Source organism: Acinetobacter sp. BWR-L5 (assembly GCF_039655985.1).
Taxonomy (GTDB): domain Bacteria; phylum Pseudomonadota; class Gammaproteobacteria; order Pseudomonadales; family Moraxellaceae; genus Acinetobacter; species Acinetobacter johnsonii.
The window spans coordinates 442,960-459,867 of the sequence record NZ_JAGFEV010000002.1; the positions used below are offsets into that span (position 1 = coordinate 442,960).

Here is a 16,908-nt window from a genome sequence, read left to right on the forward strand (position 1 = left end):
CGTCTTGAAGTTGTTTAGTTCATTCATTTTCAAAAAATGAGAGGGTATTCCTCGAACACGATCCATCAAGTCATTGTCTTTTGTAATAATTCATCTATTGAAATTACATGCCAAAAGGGTGATATTTTTGATCAGAAGTGTTTTTGGAATTGTGCCAAGAAACGCAGGCATGATGAATAAGAAAAGAGCAATAAAAAAGGGTTGAGCAATCCAAATCGCTTGCAAGTATGAGCAAAGCGAACAGTGAATTGCTCATTGCAGAACTTTTTACCGAAGATAAATATTGAGGGCGGTGAGATGGAAAACACTGAAGATAAAAAGCATGATGAAGAAACCAGCTATGCACGAATAGAGCCTTATACCAATCCTGCGGGTGGATGGGGCGCGTTGTTAAGTGTTGCAAGAAACTTAAAGAGACAGGAAGTTTTCAAAAAAGGTGCGATTACGCTTCTCAATATTAACCAACCCACGGGTTTTGACTGCCCAGGATGTGCGTGGCCTGAAAAGAAAGATGCACATGCCTTTAACTTTTGTGAAAACGGTGCGAAAGCTGTTGCGTTTGAAGCCACTTCAAAACGTGTTACGCCTGAATTTTTTGCGACCCATACGGTCAGTTGGCTGTCTGAACAAAGTGATTTCTTGCTTGAAGATTCAGGTCGTCTAACCGACCCAATGCGCTATGACAGCGCGACCGATAAATATGTGCCTATCTCATGGGATGATGCTTTTGCCTTAATCGCAAAACATTTACATGCCTTGGATCATCCAGATCAAGCGGCATTTTATACTTCGGGCCGTGCCAGTAATGAAGCGGCATTTCTATATCAACTCTTTGTCCGCGCTTTTGGTACCAATAATTTTCCAGACTGTTCCAATATGTGCCATGAGACCACCAGTGTTGGCCTACGTGACTCAATTGGTTTGGGTAAGGGAACGGTGACTTTAGACGATTTTGATATCGCCGATGCGATTTTCAGTTTTGGGCATAATCCGGGCACCAACCATCCGCGGATGTTGGGGACTTTACGTGAAGTGTCGCGCCGTGGTGGCAATATCGTTGCCATTAACCCCTTAAAAGAACGTGGTTTAGAACGTTTCCAAGATCCGCAAGCACCTGTTGAGATGATGACCAATGGCAGTACACCCATTAGTCGTTATTATTTCCAACCCAACGTAGGCGGTGACTATGCGCTCATGTTTGGGATGCTGAAACATTTACGTGAATGGGACATTCAAGCACTGGCAGCTGGGAAAAAGAGCGTTTTTGACCGTTCATTTATTGAGATGAACACGGTTGGTTTCGATGACATGATGGAAGAAATAGATCGTACTGCATGGTCCGATATTCATACACATACGGGACTTAGCCCTGAGCATTTAGAGTCTTTAGCTAAAATGTATTTGGATGCCAAAACGGCCATTTTCTGTTGGGGCATGGGGATTACACAGCATCGGCATGGGACTGCGAATGTACATATGCTCGCAAACTTAATGTTGGCAAGAGGGCATATTGGTCGTCCAGGGGCAGGCTTAGCACCGATTCGTGGGCACAGTAATGTGCAGGGCGATCGAACCATGGGGATCAATGAACGACCAAGCCCAAAATTGCTGGATAGTCTGGACCGAGTATTCGGCATTAACTCGCCACGTGAACATGGTTTTGGCGTGGTGGATACCATTAAGGCGATGTATGAAGGTGATGTAAAAGTCTTTATTGGTTTAGGTGGTAACTTTGCTGTTGCCACTCCAGATACACCGTATACACAAGAAGGCTTACGTCGTTGTGATTTAACAGTACAGATTGCAACGAAGTTGAATCGTAGCCATTTGGTTTGTGGTAAAGAGGCATTACTTTTACCCTGTTTGGGGCGTACCGAAATTGATATGCAACAGCATAGGCCACAGGCAGTGAGTGTTGAAGATTCTATGAGTAATGTGCATCTTTCAGCAGGGCGTAATGAGCCTGCTTCTAAGAATCTACTTTCAGAGCCTGACATTGTGGCGCGTATGGCAGCAGCCGTCTTGCCAGACAGTGATATCAAGTGGAAATGGTATGTAGAAAGTTATGATCGTATTCGAGATTCGATTGAAGACGTATTTGATGAATTCCATGATTTTAATGCACGTGTCTATCAGCCGGGTGGTTTTCACTTAGAGCATCCTGCCAATCAGCATGTGTGGAATACGCCTGTAGGCAAGGCACAGTTTTTAATTACGCCGTTGGCTGAAGTGTATGCCGATAAAGAGAATAAATACGCTGAACAATATACAGGGGCAAAAGTCTATACCCTGATGACCACACGCTCTCATGACCAATACAACACCACCTTGTATGGACTCGATGACCGTTATCGTGGGGTATTTGGTCAGCGCCGTGTTTTATTTATGAATGCAGAAGATATTGCAGCGGCTGGTTTTGTTGCAGATCAATGGGTGGATATCGAAAGTATTTATTCGGACGGTGTTAAACGTGTGGTTCAAAGCTTCCGTATCGTTCCGTATAACATTCCACGGGGTAGCCTTGCAGCCTATTATCCAGAGACTAATCCATTGGTTGCACTCAGTAGCCATGATAAATACGCCAAAATACCGGCTTCGAAAAGCGTGCCTGTGATTTTACATGCAGGTCAAGCACCTGAACATTTCAACTTGGCACAAGCGGTTGATCCTGAAGATGCCAATCAGATCGTGAATCGAGAGGTTAGTTGATTTAATGCTGAAATGGCACCTGATTTAGAGGTGTCATTTTTTTTTATGATTGAAAGGTTTAGTGTTTAGGGAGGATTGGAAAATTATTATGGATATTCGAGCGTCTAAGTTGAGTTCTCTGGGGTATGAAGCTGTTGATATTCAGCGTTTAAGTGAAAATAGAGCTGTTGAACAATCTGATTTTGTAGTGCTAGAACACCCTATTGCCTTGGTTTATAATGGGATTTCCCATGCAGTAATGATGGCAACGCCAGCCGATATTGAAGTCTTTGCCAAAGGTTTTAGCTTGTCTGAAGGTATTTTGACAAGTTTGAAAGAGCTTTATGCTTTGGACATACACGAAACTGAATTTGGGATTCAAGTCGAAATGACGATTTCTACTCGGGCCTTTATGGCGCTCAAACAACATCGGCGGATGATGGTTGGACGCACGGGTTGTGGGCTCTGTGGAATTGAAAGTTTACAGCAGCTTCATTTGGATTTACCTCAAATTACCACGCAAGTTACTGAGTCATGGTTGGCTCAAATACCGCAAGCCATTGCTCAACTTAATACCCGACAGAAAATCACCCAAATGACGGGTGGTGCACATGCGGCTGCATGGGTTGAAGCAGGGGAAATAGTGGCTTTATTTGAAGACGTAGGCCGACACAATGCTTTAGATAAACTATTGGGTTATATTGCAGAAAATCATTATGATGTAAATCAAGGATTTGTCGTGATGACCAGCCGCGCCAGTTATGAGTTGATTCGTAAGTGTGCTCAACTAAATATTGCCTTGCTGGCGTGTATTTCAGCCCCAACCAGTATGGCGATTAATATGGCAAAGCAGTCAGGTTTGACCTTAGCGAGTTTTTGCCGCGGTGATGGTTTTGTTTTATATACTTGATATTCAAAATTTTGCTGTATAAAAAGTAAAAGGTTTTTCTTTAGGTCATCTGTGTCGATGACAGGTCTTTATTTGAGTGAATGTATGCAGGACGTCAAATTAAAATTACAGCTCAGAATACTTCTCAATCAAGATATTGCATTTGGGCCGGGTAAGGCAGAATTATTGGAAGAAATTCGTCGTACAGGTTCAATTTCTCAAGCTGCAAAAAGTATGAATATGAGTTACCGCCGTGCATGGCAGTTGGTTGAAACTATGAATCATAGCTTTCAGTCAGGATTGGTCGAAACTCAAAAAGGTGGAACGCATGGGGGTGGGGCAAAACTCACAGACTTGGGCGAAAGTATTTTAAGTCAATTTAGACAGATGGAAATAAAAGCACGCCTTGCAATTGAACAGGATTTTGCAGAAATAGCTCGACACCTTAAACAATAACCTAGTCAGGTCAGCTAGATCCTTCTCATATTGATTCATGGCATACATGAATAAGCTTCCTCTATTTGATAAAACCTCTTATCTACTCACTCGATTGTAAGAGCAGTATCAGTCACGTGATTAAGATACAAACACTTTAACTTGAACGATAAATAATCTGTTTCTAGAATTGACGTTGCTTGTGTATCCATATATTTTTGAAAACATATCGGTCAATTTATAACGCTTAAGGGGAATATGGTGCTGCTTAATTTTAAGAATAAGTGCATGCAATATGCGATGTTGTGTTGTGGTTTGGCTCTTGGGGCACAGGTACATGCAGAGCAAGCCATTACCGTTTATGCAGCGGCCAGCTTGACCAATGCTATAGCAGATGTCGATGCAATGTTTGAACAACAAAAAAGAGTACGCGTGAAAACCTCTTACGCAGGATCGTCGACCTTGGCCAAGCAAATTGAAGCGGGTGCACCTGCGGATGTTTTTATTTCGGCAGATGAACAATGGATGAATTATCTGCAAAATAAAAAGTTAATTGTGCCGAATAAACGTGTGAATTTATTGGGCAATCGTCTTGTTCTAATTTCGCCAAAAGCTAAGCCCGTCAAAATAAAAATGGATAAAAGTTTTGATCCTTCTACTGCCTTTCAGGGCAAGCTTTGTACAGGGGACACCAAAAGTGTCCCAGTCGGAAAATACGGGAAACAAGCACTGACCGCATTGGGGTGGTGGTCAAAACTTGAACCAAGATTGGTTGAAACTGAGGATGTCAGAGCTGCGCTCAACTTTGTAGCACGTGGTGAATGTCAGCTTGGCATTGTCTATGCAACCGACGCTGCTATCAGTAAAGATGTCACCGTCGTTGGCGTTTTCCCTATCAGCACCCATACCCCAATTGTTTATCCCTTAGGTCTTGTCAAAAATAATTCAGATGCGCTAGCGTTTTATCAGTTTGTACAAAGTAAACAAGCACATGCAGTCTTTAAAAAATATGGCTTTACCGTTTTATCTGCTGCTAAGTGATGATGTTTTCTTTATCGGCTGAAGAAATAGAAGTACTCAAGTTATCCTGCCAAGTGGCTGCAACCTGTTTGGCATTTAGCCTGATCCCTGCGTTGGCAGTGGGTTGGGTTTTGGCACGTAAAGAGTTTTTTGGCAAATCATTATTTGAAACGTTTATTTTTCTACCTCTGGTGCTGCCGCCTGTGGTGCCAGGATATTTGCTGTTACAGGTTTTTGGAGGAAACGGGATACTGGGTAAGTATCTTGAGCCCTTTGGACTCAATTTTGCATTTAATTGGAAAGGTGCAGTTTTGGCCTCAGCCGTGATGGGTTTTCCACTCTTGGTTCAATCGATTCGTTTGGCCATAGAGTTGGTGGATCAACGTCTAGAAATGGCGGCGAAAACGCTCGGTGCTTCCTCCTTGGGCACTTTTTTTTATGTCACTTTGCCTTTAGCCAGCAGTGGCATATTGGTGGGGGCGATTTTATGTTTTTGTCGCAGTCTGGGCGAGTTTGGCGCAACTATTACTTTTGTCGGTAATATTGCAGGGGAGACCAGAACCTTGCCCTTGGCCATGTATAGCCTGATGCAGCAACCTGACACCGAACAGGCGGTCTGGCGACTGATTATCCTGTCATTAACTGTGGCATTTTTGGCTTTGTGGTTTGCCCAGTGGTTCCATCGCTATCAGAAAAACAAACGGGGGCATTAAGACGATGATTGACTGTCATATTCAGTTAAATTTAGGCAAATTTAAACTCGATCAGGCATTTTCAACTGAACATCCTGTCGTTGGTTTATTTGGGGCTTCAGGTTCAGGAAAAACCAGTATTTTGCATGCTATTGCAGGACTTAATACTCCAGTCAAGGGTTGGATTAAAATCAATCATCAGACATGGTTCGATGCTGAAAATAAGATTAATTTAAATGTACAGCAACGTCATGTTGGTTTGGTTTTTCAGGATGCACAACTGTTTCCACATATGACGGTGATGCAAAACTTATTGTTTGGCTATAAGCGCATTCCGCCTGAAAGCCGACGTTTTGATCCCGATTATATTATTGAACTGCTTAAACTCGACCATTTACTCAGTCGTATGCCGATGAAGCTTTCAGGTGGTGAAAAGCAGCGTGTTGCATTGGGTCGGGCACTGTTGTATTCGCCAAATTTATTATTATTAGATGAACCATTGTCTGCATTAGATGCGGCACATAAACAGGAAATCCTTCCTTTTTTTCAAACCGTCCAACATGAAACCCATATTCCGATGTTGTATGTCAGCCATGATATGGATGAAATTAAGCAGCTGACTGAAGCAGTTTGGTTGCTTTAATTGAACACATTTCAGCTTCAACTTTTAAAGAGGGAATGAATAAAAACAAAAAAAAGGCCTCTGTGTCAGCTTAAGATCATTCGGTACCATTTTTATAAACAGATGGCGCTTGACCTGTCCAGCGTTTAAATGCCCGACGAAATTCACGTACCTCACTAAAACCCAAAGCTTGGCTAATGTCCCCAATGGAGAGATTGTTTTCAAGCATCTGTTTCGCTTTTCGCTCTAGCACGGTTTGTCGAATTTGTTGAAAACTAATGCCTTCTAGCAATAAGGAGCGTCGAAGATGACGCTCGCTCATTTGTAAATAGTCTGATGCGAGTTGCATATCAAAGCGTACAGGAAGGTGCTGATCGATGAGCTGGTCTAATAAATATGCATATTGTGCATTATTGAGCTGATCAATTTCTTGTTGTGCACGTTCACAAATCTGGATGGCAGTTGCATAGTTGGCAGGGCTATAAGTTTTGAGTGGGCGCTCTAGCATACTTCGTTTAAATCGAATGACATTTCTGTCTGCATTAAACCGAATCGGGCAGGAGACAATTTTTTGATATTCGGCAAGATGCGTGGTCGGAGAATAAGTCAGCTCTAACTGAATAATATCTTGATGATCGCCTAACATGGCGTTGAAACAGGCCATGATGCTGCTCAGCAGTTCCTCACAGAAAAATATTTTGAGGTTTGTCGGTGTAATATTTTCGATGAACTCTAATTCAACACTCTCCCCAGAAATTGTAAAGTTCAAGTTTAAAACACTACCCGAAACTTGATGGTAACGTAGAGCAATCTCTAAGGCATCCGCTACAGTTTTACAAGACTGCATGGCAAAACCTAAAATACCCATGGAAATCAGGCCTTCACTACTGCCAATTTTTAAGCCTAAGCTAGGGTGCTGGCTCGAAGCCAAGGCATTTTGAATCACATGACATAACTGAGTAAAACTCACATAGCCATGGGCTTGCTGGATTTGATTGATATTCACGCCTGAATGCTGGAACCACGTGCTGTAATCCCAATTCTGCTGTTCTGCATAATGCAGCAGCCCCGCCAATATTGTGGGTGGGATATATTGCCGTGTATGAACGGTGTAATTTGACTGTTTAGGCATAAGTCCGTTTTGCCCCCCTGAATAGCGATCATTCAACCCTTTTTGGTATCTCATAATTTTGTTTAACTTTCAATATGCCAAAGCGCAGATCAATTCAACATCGTGATGAAAGGAAAATCAAATGAAGCCAAAGGATTGGACAAAGCAAGAAAATCAAATGAGTCGGCTGAGTAAAGTGTATGTACTGGGCGAATGTGGAGTGATTCGTTCATGAAAACTCAAGAGACATATACGTGGTCGAACTGGTCAGGGTTTCAACAGGCTCATCCACAACACATTTTGCACCCTGAGAATGTATTGGAGTTACAGCATATTGTACAAAGTCACCCGAAAATACGGGTTGTGGGGGCAGGACATTCCTTTACCCCCCTAGTATGCACCGATGCAACTTTGGTGTCATTGAACCAAATTTCTGGTGTAGCCTCATCAGATACAGCGCACTGTCGGTGCAGTATTTATGCAGGGACTCGATTGTACAATTTGGATCAATATCTAGAACCCATCAATCAAGCTTTAATGAACCAAGGCGATATTGACCAGCAGAGCCTTGCGGGTGCTGTCTCAACAGGAACACATGGTACGGGTGCAGACTTGCATTGTATTTCAGCTTATGTGGAAGATTTTGAGTTATTAACTGCTTCAGGTGAAATTCTCAACTGTAGTCGCACCAAAAATCCAGAAATCTTTGCGGCTGGACGTGTTTCATTAGGTAGTTTGGGTATCTTGACCAAAATTACCATGCAAAATCGTCCGCGTTTTAAACTGAAGGAACATATTCAGCTCTGTACAGTAGCAGACATGATGCAGTTTATTCAGCAATGGAAACATCAGCATCGACATATTGAATGTTTTGTTTTTTCCCATGCTGAAAAACTGATGCTGAAAACCTTAGATGAGACAGATGAAAAGCTACAACCCCGTAAAGAAAGCTATCCGTCTGAGGATACGTTGTTAACGGTCTGTTCGGAATTAATTAAAAACGTTCCATCCTTGAATCCTTATGTGCAAAAACTGTTAGGCACTTTTGTTAAGCCAACAACGGCTGTGGATTGGTCAAGCAAGATCTTTCCGACAGTACGTCATACCAAATTTAATGAAATGGAGTATCAGATTCCTGTTGATGACGGTTTGGATTGCTTAGAAGAGGTATTAGCGGCATTGCGACAGCATAAGGTTGCGACCTTTTTTCCGCTCGAGTTTCGTTTTGTCAAAGGAGATGATATTTGGATCAGTCCGTTTTATCAGCAAGACTCCATTTCGATATCGGTACATCAATATCATAAGCAAGACCCACGGTTAATTTTTGATATTGTGGAGCCTATTTTTCAGAAATATAAGGGACGGCCCCATTGGGGAAAAATGCACAGTATGACGGCAATGCAGCTTCGAGATTTATACCCAAAGTGGGATGATTTTCTGGCGTTGCGTCAGCAGCTGGACCCTGAGCGCAAGTTTTTAAACCCTTATTTAGAGCAGTTGTTTCTGGGATGATTGGGGCGATGATTTGAGGTGAGTAGGCTATGGCTAAAGTGTAGGGCTGTACGTGATAGATAGGATGGTTAGTTAAGCGCAAGCCAGATCATGACTTGACCATATTTCAGGTTGATGGCTTTGGCTTTTAGCAATAGGTCATACGCTTAGTAAGCTGGTTTAAGTTGGCCGCTTTTATTCAGAACAGGACAAAAAGAATGTTAGATCATTATTTTAAAACACTCAATTCAGACTTAAAAACACAAGGGATTGCGACACCCCAACTGATTGTAGATGACGCTGCATTACAACAGAACCTCCAATATATTCAAACGAAGCTTGTTCAAGCGGAACAGTTAAAACCACGTTTAGTGGTCAAATCGTTGGCCAGCCTCGATTTACTCCAGTTGCTGTCGGAGAAATTGAATACACAGCGTTTTATGGTCTTTCATCTGCCACACATCCAGTTGATATTAGAAAATTTCACCGCAGCTGATCTTTTGTTGGGGAAGCCCATGCCTGCCCAAGCAGCTCGCACTTTTTATGCAAAAAACTCAGCGTGGGCAAATGCAAATATCCAATGGTTAATCGATACCAAAGAACGGTTGTTGCAATATTTAGAGATAGCCAAAGACTATGTCATAAGTCTGCAAGTGAATATTGAAATTGATGTGGGCCTACATCGGGGTGGGATGCAGTCTGAAACGCAATTCGCTGAAATGTTAAGTGTGATCCAGCAATATCCACGATATTTAAAACTGTCAGGCTTGATGGGCTACGATGCACATGTCACTAAAATACCATCGATCATCAAAAAACCAGATCAGGCCTATCAAGAGTCGCAGCAGATTTATTTAAATTATCAAAAGGTCATTCAAACGCAGTTTCCAGCACTTTGGAACAGTGATCTTTGTTTTAATGGTGGCGGTAGTCCGACCTTTACTTTTCATGTCTCAAAGAGCGTTTGTAATGATCTCTCTTTTGGTTCGATGCTGCTCAAACCCAGTGATTTTGAAAGTGACTCATTGAAGCCTTTACAGCCGGCGTTATGGATTGCGACTCCGGTGCTGAAAGTTCTGCCTTTTGCACAGTTACCTGCAATGTCTTTATTGAATAAATTACCGCATAAATCCAAAGCACTGTTTATTTATGGTGGTTATTGGCTGGCGGATTATGTTTATCCTAATCAGTGTCGTCCGCATCTATTGTATGGACGGAGCAGTAACCAAGAGTTGGTCAATGTTCCTAAAGATTTCGACATTCAAGTGGATGATTTTGTGTTTTTAAGACCCACACAAAGTGAAGCGATTCTTCCTCAGTTTTCAGAATTAAAACTGTATAAACAGCATGCTTTTGAAACATGGCAAACTTTTCGAGAATAATAAAAGCCACTCAATCGAGTGGCTTTTATTTTATGGACTTAATTTAGAAGCGATACCCCATTTTTAAACCATAAGCGATGGCGCTATTATTCTTAAAATCTGCTTGTTCTGCTGTGGATTGAATACCAGATATAGGCAGATGGTAAGTTCCATCTTCTGCAACAACATCACCGAGCCAAAAATATTTGATTCCACCTGCAATAAAGTAATGGGGTGTAGGGTTAAATTGTGCACCGAAACCAAGTCCCCAAGAGCCTTTTGTTGGGTTTAAATTAGATGCAGGATCACCTGTGCCAGAGTCCCAGCTGATTTCTGTTGATGCACTCCATTTTGGGGTGAATTGGTGTCCAATCCCTAGTGTTGTTGTCCACTGATCGTGCTGGTAGCTGTCTAAATCAAAGCCGTCGACATAAGTACCGTCACTGATGATTGAAGAGATGTATTCGGTCAAAGCACCAAACTGGGTCGGGCGAATTTTAAACTCTTTCCAGTTAACCCAGCGCAGATTGGCATAGGCGAGGGTATTTGAAGCGATCCCTGTTTGAATATCGAGATTGACGGATTGAGGCGTAGAAATTTTTGTTTTCTGTGGAAGTGTAGCTTCTAAAGGTTCACCAAAGACCGTTTCCGTGACTTGCAGTTTATGATCGATTTTAGAACGATAGGTGATGGCTGCTTTTAAGGCAATCTCCGGCTTTTGATAACTTAAACCTGTTAACCAACCCACTGCATGGTCTTCTTTAAATTTCGCATCATATCCATTAAAAAGAGGGCCATAGGCATTGCCTCGGAGTGAGACATCACCTTCTACCGATTGATAAACTGCACCGCCGTAAAGTTGAAAGTTTGTGAATGGGCTGATACCGAGAAGCATACTGATATTGTGGGTATCCACGTTTACAGAAGTGCCTTGTTGGCTGAACTCATTATCTGAAAATGTATTATTGGATTGCAGCGGATAGTGAATGTCGGCACCGAATGGTTGATCATACAAAATGCCAAAACTGACGTCTTCGGTTAGCTGTAGTTTTAAGGCGGCGTTGTAATATTGAAAGCTATTTCCCATATTACCGGTATTGAGATTCGTCACATCACTGACTAAATCTGGTCGGTTGCGAATTTTCCCCGAAATGTCTGGATCTACGCTGGCAATGCTGACTTCAGCATAATGTCCTGTTTCTAAAAAGGGCAGAATCGACTGGCCTGATTGATCCAGAGCGGATGCATGGAGCAAGCTGCAAGATGATATTCCAAATATGCCAATCACCAATGGGCTGAGTTTCATGTAAATCGTCCTTGAGAGTTTTTTGACTTGTAATCGCTATTGTTTGTCTTCTTGGTACTATGTTTTAGTTTTGGATGACTTGAAGAAGGTCACTCAACTTTTAAAACAGTAGTATCTAAGCTCAAGTTAATCACTGAAAAGAATTAGAGAGTAGGGTTGTAATTGAGCATTCAAGGGGGGATTTTCGGTCAAAAGAAAGGACTTATTTTATAAATTGAACCTGTGAGAAATGAGTGACTGGATTGAGCTGTTTGCGAGTGTTGATCGCCTTGCATTAGAGCAGATGATGATGCCGTGTATAGTGGACGTTGATGCAGCCTAAGTAGATGGGTTGATTAGATGCGATTAAGGAGTGTCGCTCTTATAGGGATTTTGTGGCGAGTAACCTTAGCAATAATCGTCAGATTTTTATCAAACGACTGCCCTACAAATATATAAGACAGTCGCATTTTTATTTACCAATCGACGCGTTTTAATAAAATGTCTTTATACATTTTAAAGTCACAAACGAAACTGTAGAAAGGATATGTAAATGTAGCTGGTTTGTTATGTTCAAAAAAGAAATGACCGACCCAAGCAAATCCATAACCCACCACAGGCAAAGCCCAGAGTAGTTTTGCATTTTTGGTCATCGCCGCAGCCGCGGTAATCCCGATCACACAGGTGGTTCCCACAAAGTGTAAACGTCTGCAAGTGGGATCTTCATGCTGAGAAAGATAGAAGGGATAGAATTCTTTTAAGGTTTTATAACGGCCATCACTTCCCTTAATTTGCACAGCAGGGCTTGCAACCAATGCAGCAGAAAGATGGGCGTTATTCACCAAATCTTGCATATTGTTTTTAATTTGGGTTTGGGTATTCTGTAACATGTCCTACTCCTTTAGTGTTTACTAGGCGTAGTTTTAAACAGTAAACCAAAGATGGTCTTGAACGAATATGCTATCGCAAAGCAAGGATGCGAGTTTAGGGTTGGCGCACCAAAGTAAAATTTACACTTGGGATGGTGTCATTTTGTATGTGACTCATGAGCAGTTGAATAATGCCCATGCCCATTTTCCAGCACTTTTACAAATTGGCTTGGGAGCACCTTTTGCAATCACTTTAGACGACCAAGTACGTCGTTATCACGATATTGTGGTGATGGCACCCAATGTGATGCACAGTACTGATTCAGAAAATCAGCCTTATCTTGCGCTCATGATTGATCCTGATCATGCACTCTATGGACACTTGTATCCATTGCTGAATGGCGAACAGATTTGTTCTTTACCTGCCGCTTGCCTTGCTACGTTTCATTCACAGTTTCAAAAGTTGATCGCTGGGCAGCTCAGTCCTGATGAAGCCAAACAATTGGTTTTAACGCTACTGTCGACGTTAAACCCAAATCCGTTGCAGGTATTGCCATGGGATGCCCGCGTTTTACAAGCCTGTCGTTATATTCAACAACTTGTACCTCAGCAGATTCCCACAGTAGCTCAAGTCGCGGCATATACGGGACTGTCTGAGTCGAGGTTGATGCACTTGTTTAGTCAGCAACTTGGGATTTCAATGCGGCGCTACATTCTTTGGTTGCGTATTCGCTATGCTATCAAACTCTGGGCAGCAGGTCAGAGTTTGATTGATATTGCCTTGGAAGCGGGTTTTTCCGATCAGGCGCATTTTACTCGTACTCTACGCAGCATGGTTGATTTTGCACCCTCGATGCTGAAAGGCAAAACCATCTTCGTGAATGACTGTATTAAAACATCATCGACGTCATAGCGTGTTAAGTTGCTTGATAGCACATGGAAATAGCAGAATCATTCAAGACAGGTTTCGCTATTTTACGAAGAATCAGTTTATGTTGAGAGACGGACTTAAGCAGGGTTGGGCTTTTTCCTTCAAGCTCAATGTTAACTTTAATGGATAGAGATAATAGGGATAATAAATGACCAGTTTACATGCGATGAAAAGTCTAAAAGATATCGTGTCAGAAAAAGAATGGGATGCACGTTGTCAGCTTGCGGGGTTGTACCGTCTAATTGCGCATTTCCGCATGACCGATTTAATTGATACGCATATTAGTCTACGTGTACCTGACGAAGACGGCCATTTTTTGATTAATCAATACGGCATTCCCTTTGAAAAAATGACGGCTTCGCATTTGGTTAAAATTGATTATGCGGGCAATATTATTGCGGATTATGATCAGGGAAAATTGGTCAATACCGCAGGTTTTGTGATTCATTCTGCGATCCATGATGCACGTAAAGATGTGCACTGCGTGATTCATACGCATACCGCAGATGGCATTGCAGTGTCTGCACAAAAACAGGGTTTATTGCCTTTGTCTCAACATGCTTTGAAGTTTTATAATAAAGTTAGCTATCACGAGTATGAAGGGGTGGCGTTATTGACCGAAGAACGTGAGCGTCTTGTGAAAGACTTGGGGCACAACCGAGTCATGATTTTACGTAATCATGGTTTGCTATCGACAGGAGATTCAATTCAACGTGCTTTTCACGAGATCTATTTCCTTGAACGCGCATGCCAAGCGCAGATTAAAGCGATGGCGGGAGGAGCAGAGCTTCATCTTCCGTCTGAAGCTGTACGTCAACATACGGCTCAACAGTTTGAAAGTGAATTGATTGAAATGGTGATGCTGAAAGCATGGAATGCCGCGCTGTCTTTAATTGAGCATCAACGCGACGAGTATTGTTCATAAGCCATTCAACCATTTTAATAAAAGCCTCTATTTCTAAGTAGAGGCTTTTATTCTGCTGAGTTTTTGCTGTTGAGCTAACACATTTTTGAGCGTTTCGAAAATATGCGGATCTACCGATTGTGCGACATTGAAACGTAAGAAATTCTGTGCATTTAAGGATTGGCTAAACGCATTTCCTGGTGCTAAAACAACGCCATGTTTTAAACACTCTCGCGCAATAATCGCAGCATCGAAACCGTCGGGAAGTTTACACCAGAGGAATATGCCCGCTTGTGGGACTAGCCACGGGTGAATATTTAAAGCTTCGAGCTGAGTGATGACCTTTTGCATTTCATGAGCAAGGCGTAAGCGCACTGTTTCCATATGCTTACGATAGCCACTGTCTTTTAAGGCAATCAGTGCCATATCGGCGGCAAGTCGACCGCCACCAAAAGACGTAGCGATCTTTAAATCGATTAGATTTTCAATCCATTCATTTTTGGCCACAATATAGCCACAGCGCAAAGAGGCTGAAATCGTTTTTGAAAAACTACTAACTTGAATGACACGATTGAGTCCATCAAAAGCAGCCAGTCGTGGGGCAGGGGTATGTTCAAAGTCGGCAAAAATATCATCTTCCACAATGACTAAATTGGTTTGATCGACCAATTTAAGTAAGCGATGCGCCGTGACAGGAGAAAGTACTGCACCCGTTGGGTTGTGTATGCCTGAATTGGTGATATACAGCCGTGGTGAGTGTTCAGCTAAAACAGACTGAAAGATCTCCAAATCTGGGCCATGGGGGGTATAGGGCACACTCACAATATTGATTCGGTGGGCTTTGAGGAGTGCATGAAAATTAAAATAGCAGGGGTCATCGACAATGACAGTATCGCCAGACTCTAATAAAAAACGACAGATCAAATCAATTGCTTGCGTGCCAGATTCGGTGAGCATGATGTGTTCAGGCGAAGCTTCAATGCCAATGTGAATTAAACGACGAGAAATTAATTGTCGCAGTTCAGGATGTCCTGCTGGTGTTGCATATTCCACCAGTTCTAAGCTATCTGCTTTTGCCATGCTACGCAGAGCACGTCGAACACCGGTCTCATATAACCATTCGGGTGGTAACCAGCCGCAACCCGGTTTGAGTGTGCAGTGATCTGTATCCAAGGCTTGTCTAGAGACCCATAAAGGATCGACCTCTCTATCTAGCTTAGGTCCCATTTGGGCTAAAGCCAGTGGCGCGACGGGGCCAGACACATAAAAGCCTGATCCAGGTTTAGACAGAATGATGCCTTCAGCCATTAAACGTTCATAGGCTTCGACAACGGTTGAAACAGAGACCTGCAATGTACGTGCTTGTTGGCGCACAGAGGGAAGGCGATGATTGGGGAGATAGGTGCGTGAGCTAATTTTGAGTTTAATTTCATCCATGACGGCATCAATTCGAGTTTGGCTGCGCATTCCATTTCTCCTAAACTGTATGGGCTTTTTATACATAACAGTTTTTATTTATTGTACTGGATTGTATCTCGATTCAAACATGCGGTCTATGTTCAACTTTAGTGATTAACGATAAGAGAATCACGCCATGAAACAGGCAACCAGCGGCTGGGTAAACGGATTAATCGGTGTCGCTATTTTTGCGGGCTCTTTACCTGCAACACGGGTCGCCGTTGCAGATTTTAGCCCCATCTTTTTAACCAGTGCACGGGCCACAATTGCAGCGTTATTAGGATTATTTTTTCTGGTGTTACTTCGCCAAGCACGCCCGACCGCTTCAAACGTACCTGCACTTGCGGTCAGTGCATTGGGCGTGGTCATAGGATTTCCACTCTTAACCGCTTTGGCCCTACAGCATGTAAGTTCTGCACATTCCATTGTTTTCTTAGGATTATTACCTATCAGTACTGCGATTTTTGCAGTTCTACGCGGGGGTGAACGGCCCAAGCCACTTTTTTGGTTGTTTTCAGTGCTAGGAGCTTTCTTTGTAGCAGGCTATGCTGCACTTGGAGAGACGAGTACTGCATGGAAAGGCGACCTATACATGCTGGCAGCCATTATTCTATGTGGTTTGGGCTATGCAGAAGGAGCAAAACTTTCGCGAACATTGGGCGGTTGGCAAGTCATTAGTTGGGCTTTACTACTCTCATTACCTGTGATGTTGCCAATAGCATTATGGAGCATGCCCACCTCATTTCAGCATGTTAGTCCAGCGGCATGGATAGGATTGGCTTATGTTTCTGTCTTTAGCATGTTGCTGGGTTTTGTGTATTGGTATCGAGGATTAGCACAAGGCGGTATTGCCTCTGTTGGTCAACTGCAATTATTCCAACCCTTTATGGGGCTTGCACTTGCCGCTCTATTACTACATGAAAGCGTGAGTTGGATGATGTTGGTCGTCACTTTGGCAGCCATTATCTGTGTGGCTGGGGCGAGAAAATATGCTTGAACATATGACGTCCAATTTTATTTTGATGGAGTAAAATTCCGAATGTCATCTCTATATCGTCAAAGATACAATTTATCTTTGACGATAGAATCTTACTAAACACTATTGTTAAGTATCTATCTGTTATAAAAATCTGCTCTTGATTATCTTCTGTT

General features: G+C 42.5%; 15 protein-coding genes. 11 read left to right on the forward strand and 4 right to left on the reverse strand.

Annotated features, from left to right (window positions below; genetic code table 11):
• Positions 1-297: 297 nt before the first annotated feature.
• The 6 genes from JZ787_RS05685 (at position 298) to JZ787_RS05710 (ending at position 6,367) form a co-directional block, all read left to right on the forward strand.
• Positions 298-2,709 (forward strand): FdhF/YdeP family oxidoreductase, encoded by a 2,412-nt coding sequence (locus tag JZ787_RS05685; protein ID WP_346311882.1) that lies wholly within the window; start codon positions 298-300, stop codon positions 2,707-2,709.
• 88 nt (positions 2,710-2,797) lie between these two features.
• Positions 2,798-3,598, forward strand: a complete 801-nt coding sequence (fdhD, locus tag JZ787_RS05690) for a formate dehydrogenase accessory sulfurtransferase FdhD (protein ID WP_346311883.1) — start codon at positions 2,798-2,800, stop codon at positions 3,596-3,598.
• An 84-nt stretch (positions 3,599-3,682) separates the two neighbouring features.
• Positions 3,683-4,033, forward strand: a complete 351-nt coding sequence (locus tag JZ787_RS05695; protein ID WP_087013338.1) for a winged helix-turn-helix domain-containing protein — start codon at positions 3,683-3,685, stop codon at positions 4,031-4,033.
• 267 nt (positions 4,034-4,300) lie between these two features.
• Positions 4,301-5,053 (forward strand): molybdate ABC transporter substrate-binding protein, encoded by a 753-nt coding sequence (gene modA / locus JZ787_RS05700; protein ID WP_346311884.1) that lies wholly within the window; start codon positions 4,301-4,303, stop codon positions 5,051-5,053.
• A complete protein-coding gene (modB, locus tag JZ787_RS05705) occupies positions 5,053-5,745 on the forward strand; it encodes a molybdate ABC transporter permease subunit (protein ID WP_004982482.1) in 693 nt (230 codons plus the stop codon). The genes modA and modB overlap by 1 nt, the downstream gene beginning before the upstream one ends.
• A 4-nt stretch (positions 5,746-5,749) precedes the next feature.
• Positions 5,750-6,367 carry an ATP-binding cassette domain-containing protein gene (locus JZ787_RS05710; RefSeq protein ID WP_346311885.1) on the forward strand — a complete coding sequence of 206 codons (618 nt, stop codon included), beginning with the start codon at positions 5,750-5,752 and terminating at the stop codon, positions 6,365-6,367.
• A 76-nt stretch (positions 6,368-6,443) separates the two neighbouring features.
• Here the strand turns inward: JZ787_RS05710 and JZ787_RS05715 are convergent, their stop codons facing one another.
• Entirely contained in the window at positions 6,444-7,532 is a 1,089-nt protein-coding gene (locus JZ787_RS05715; RefSeq protein WP_346311886.1) for an AraC family transcriptional regulator, read from the reverse strand.
• Positions 7,533-7,688: 156 nt separating this feature from the next.
• Between JZ787_RS05715 and JZ787_RS05720 the strand changes: the two genes are divergently transcribed.
• On the forward strand, positions 7,689-8,969 hold the full coding sequence (locus JZ787_RS05720) for a D-arabinono-1,4-lactone oxidase (protein WP_346311887.1): 1,281 nt from the start codon (positions 7,689-7,691) through the stop codon (positions 8,967-8,969).
• Positions 8,970-9,166: 197 nt separating this feature from the next.
• Positions 9,167-10,330, forward strand: a complete 1,164-nt coding sequence (locus JZ787_RS05725) for an alanine racemase (protein WP_346311888.1) — start codon at positions 9,167-9,169, stop codon at positions 10,328-10,330.
• A 43-nt stretch (positions 10,331-10,373) separates the two neighbouring features.
• Here JZ787_RS05725 and JZ787_RS05730 read toward each other — a convergent pair whose 3' ends face one another.
• Both JZ787_RS05730 and JZ787_RS05735 read right to left on the reverse strand, forming a co-directional pair.
• A complete protein-coding gene (locus tag JZ787_RS05730) occupies positions 10,374-11,615 on the reverse strand; it encodes a transporter (RefSeq protein WP_346311889.1) in 1,242 nt (413 codons plus the stop codon).
• A 455-nt stretch (positions 11,616-12,070) separates the two neighbouring features.
• Entirely contained in the window at positions 12,071-12,484 is a 414-nt protein-coding gene (locus JZ787_RS05735; RefSeq protein WP_346311890.1) for a DUF962 domain-containing protein, read from the reverse strand.
• A gap of 67 nt (positions 12,485-12,551) precedes the next feature.
• Between JZ787_RS05735 and JZ787_RS05740 the strand changes: the two genes are divergently transcribed.
• Entirely contained in the window at positions 12,552-13,376 is an 825-nt protein-coding gene (locus tag JZ787_RS05740; protein ID WP_346311891.1) for an AraC family transcriptional regulator, read from the forward strand.
• A 166-nt stretch (positions 13,377-13,542) separates the two neighbouring features.
• Positions 13,543-14,319: a class II aldolase/adducin family protein gene (locus JZ787_RS05745; protein WP_346311892.1), complete on the forward strand. Its 777-nt coding sequence runs from the start codon at positions 13,543-13,545 to the stop codon at positions 14,317-14,319.
• A gap of 33 nt (positions 14,320-14,352) precedes the next feature.
• Here JZ787_RS05745 and JZ787_RS05750 read toward each other — a convergent pair whose 3' ends face one another.
• Positions 14,353-15,765, reverse strand: coding sequence for a PLP-dependent aminotransferase family protein (locus JZ787_RS05750; protein WP_346311893.1), 1,413 nt, complete (start codon positions 15,763-15,765; stop codon positions 14,353-14,355).
• A 127-nt stretch (positions 15,766-15,892) separates the two neighbouring features.
• On the opposite strand from JZ787_RS05750, the gene JZ787_RS05755 reads away from it, so the two are divergent.
• Positions 15,893-16,753 (forward strand): DMT family transporter, encoded by an 861-nt coding sequence (locus JZ787_RS05755; RefSeq protein WP_346311894.1) that lies wholly within the window; start codon positions 15,893-15,895, stop codon positions 16,751-16,753.
• Positions 16,754-16,908: the final 155 nt, after the last annotated feature.

Coding starts and splice junctions, on each gene's coding strand:
- modA (WP_346311884.1), top strand. CDS start 4,301: ATGCAATATGCGATGTTGTGTTGTGGTTTGGCTCTTGGGGCACAGGTA.
- JZ787_RS05750 (WP_346311893.1), bottom strand. CDS start 15,765: ATGCGCAGCCAAACTCGAATTGATGCCGTCATGGATGAAATTAAACTC.
- JZ787_RS05695 (WP_087013338.1), top strand. CDS start 3,683: ATGCAGGACGTCAAATTAAAATTACAGCTCAGAATACTTCTCAATCAA.
- JZ787_RS05685 (WP_346311882.1), top strand. CDS start 298: ATGGAAAACACTGAAGATAAAAAGCATGATGAAGAAACCAGCTATGCA.
- JZ787_RS05740 (WP_346311891.1), top strand. CDS start 12,552: ATGCTATCGCAAAGCAAGGATGCGAGTTTAGGGTTGGCGCACCAAAGT.
- JZ787_RS05720 (WP_346311887.1), top strand. CDS start 7,689: ATGAAAACTCAAGAGACATATACGTGGTCGAACTGGTCAGGGTTTCAA.
- JZ787_RS05745 (WP_346311892.1), top strand. CDS start 13,543: ATGACCAGTTTACATGCGATGAAAAGTCTAAAAGATATCGTGTCAGAA.
- modB (WP_004982482.1), top strand. CDS start 5,053: ATGATGTTTTCTTTATCGGCTGAAGAAATAGAAGTACTCAAGTTATCC.
- fdhD (WP_346311883.1), top strand. CDS start 2,798: ATGGATATTCGAGCGTCTAAGTTGAGTTCTCTGGGGTATGAAGCTGTT.
- JZ787_RS05725 (WP_346311888.1), top strand. CDS start 9,167: ATGTTAGATCATTATTTTAAAACACTCAATTCAGACTTAAAAACACAA.
- JZ787_RS05715 (WP_346311886.1), bottom strand. CDS start 7,532: ATGAGATACCAAAAAGGGTTGAATGATCGCTATTCAGGGGGGCAAAAC.
- JZ787_RS05735 (WP_346311890.1), bottom strand. CDS start 12,484: ATGTTACAGAATACCCAAACCCAAATTAAAAACAATATGCAAGATTTG.
- JZ787_RS05755 (WP_346311894.1), top strand. CDS start 15,893: ATGAAACAGGCAACCAGCGGCTGGGTAAACGGATTAATCGGTGTCGCT.
- JZ787_RS05730 (WP_346311889.1), bottom strand. CDS start 11,615: ATGAAACTCAGCCCATTGGTGATTGGCATATTTGGAATATCATCTTGC.
- JZ787_RS05710 (WP_346311885.1), top strand. CDS start 5,750: ATGATTGACTGTCATATTCAGTTAAATTTAGGCAAATTTAAACTCGAT.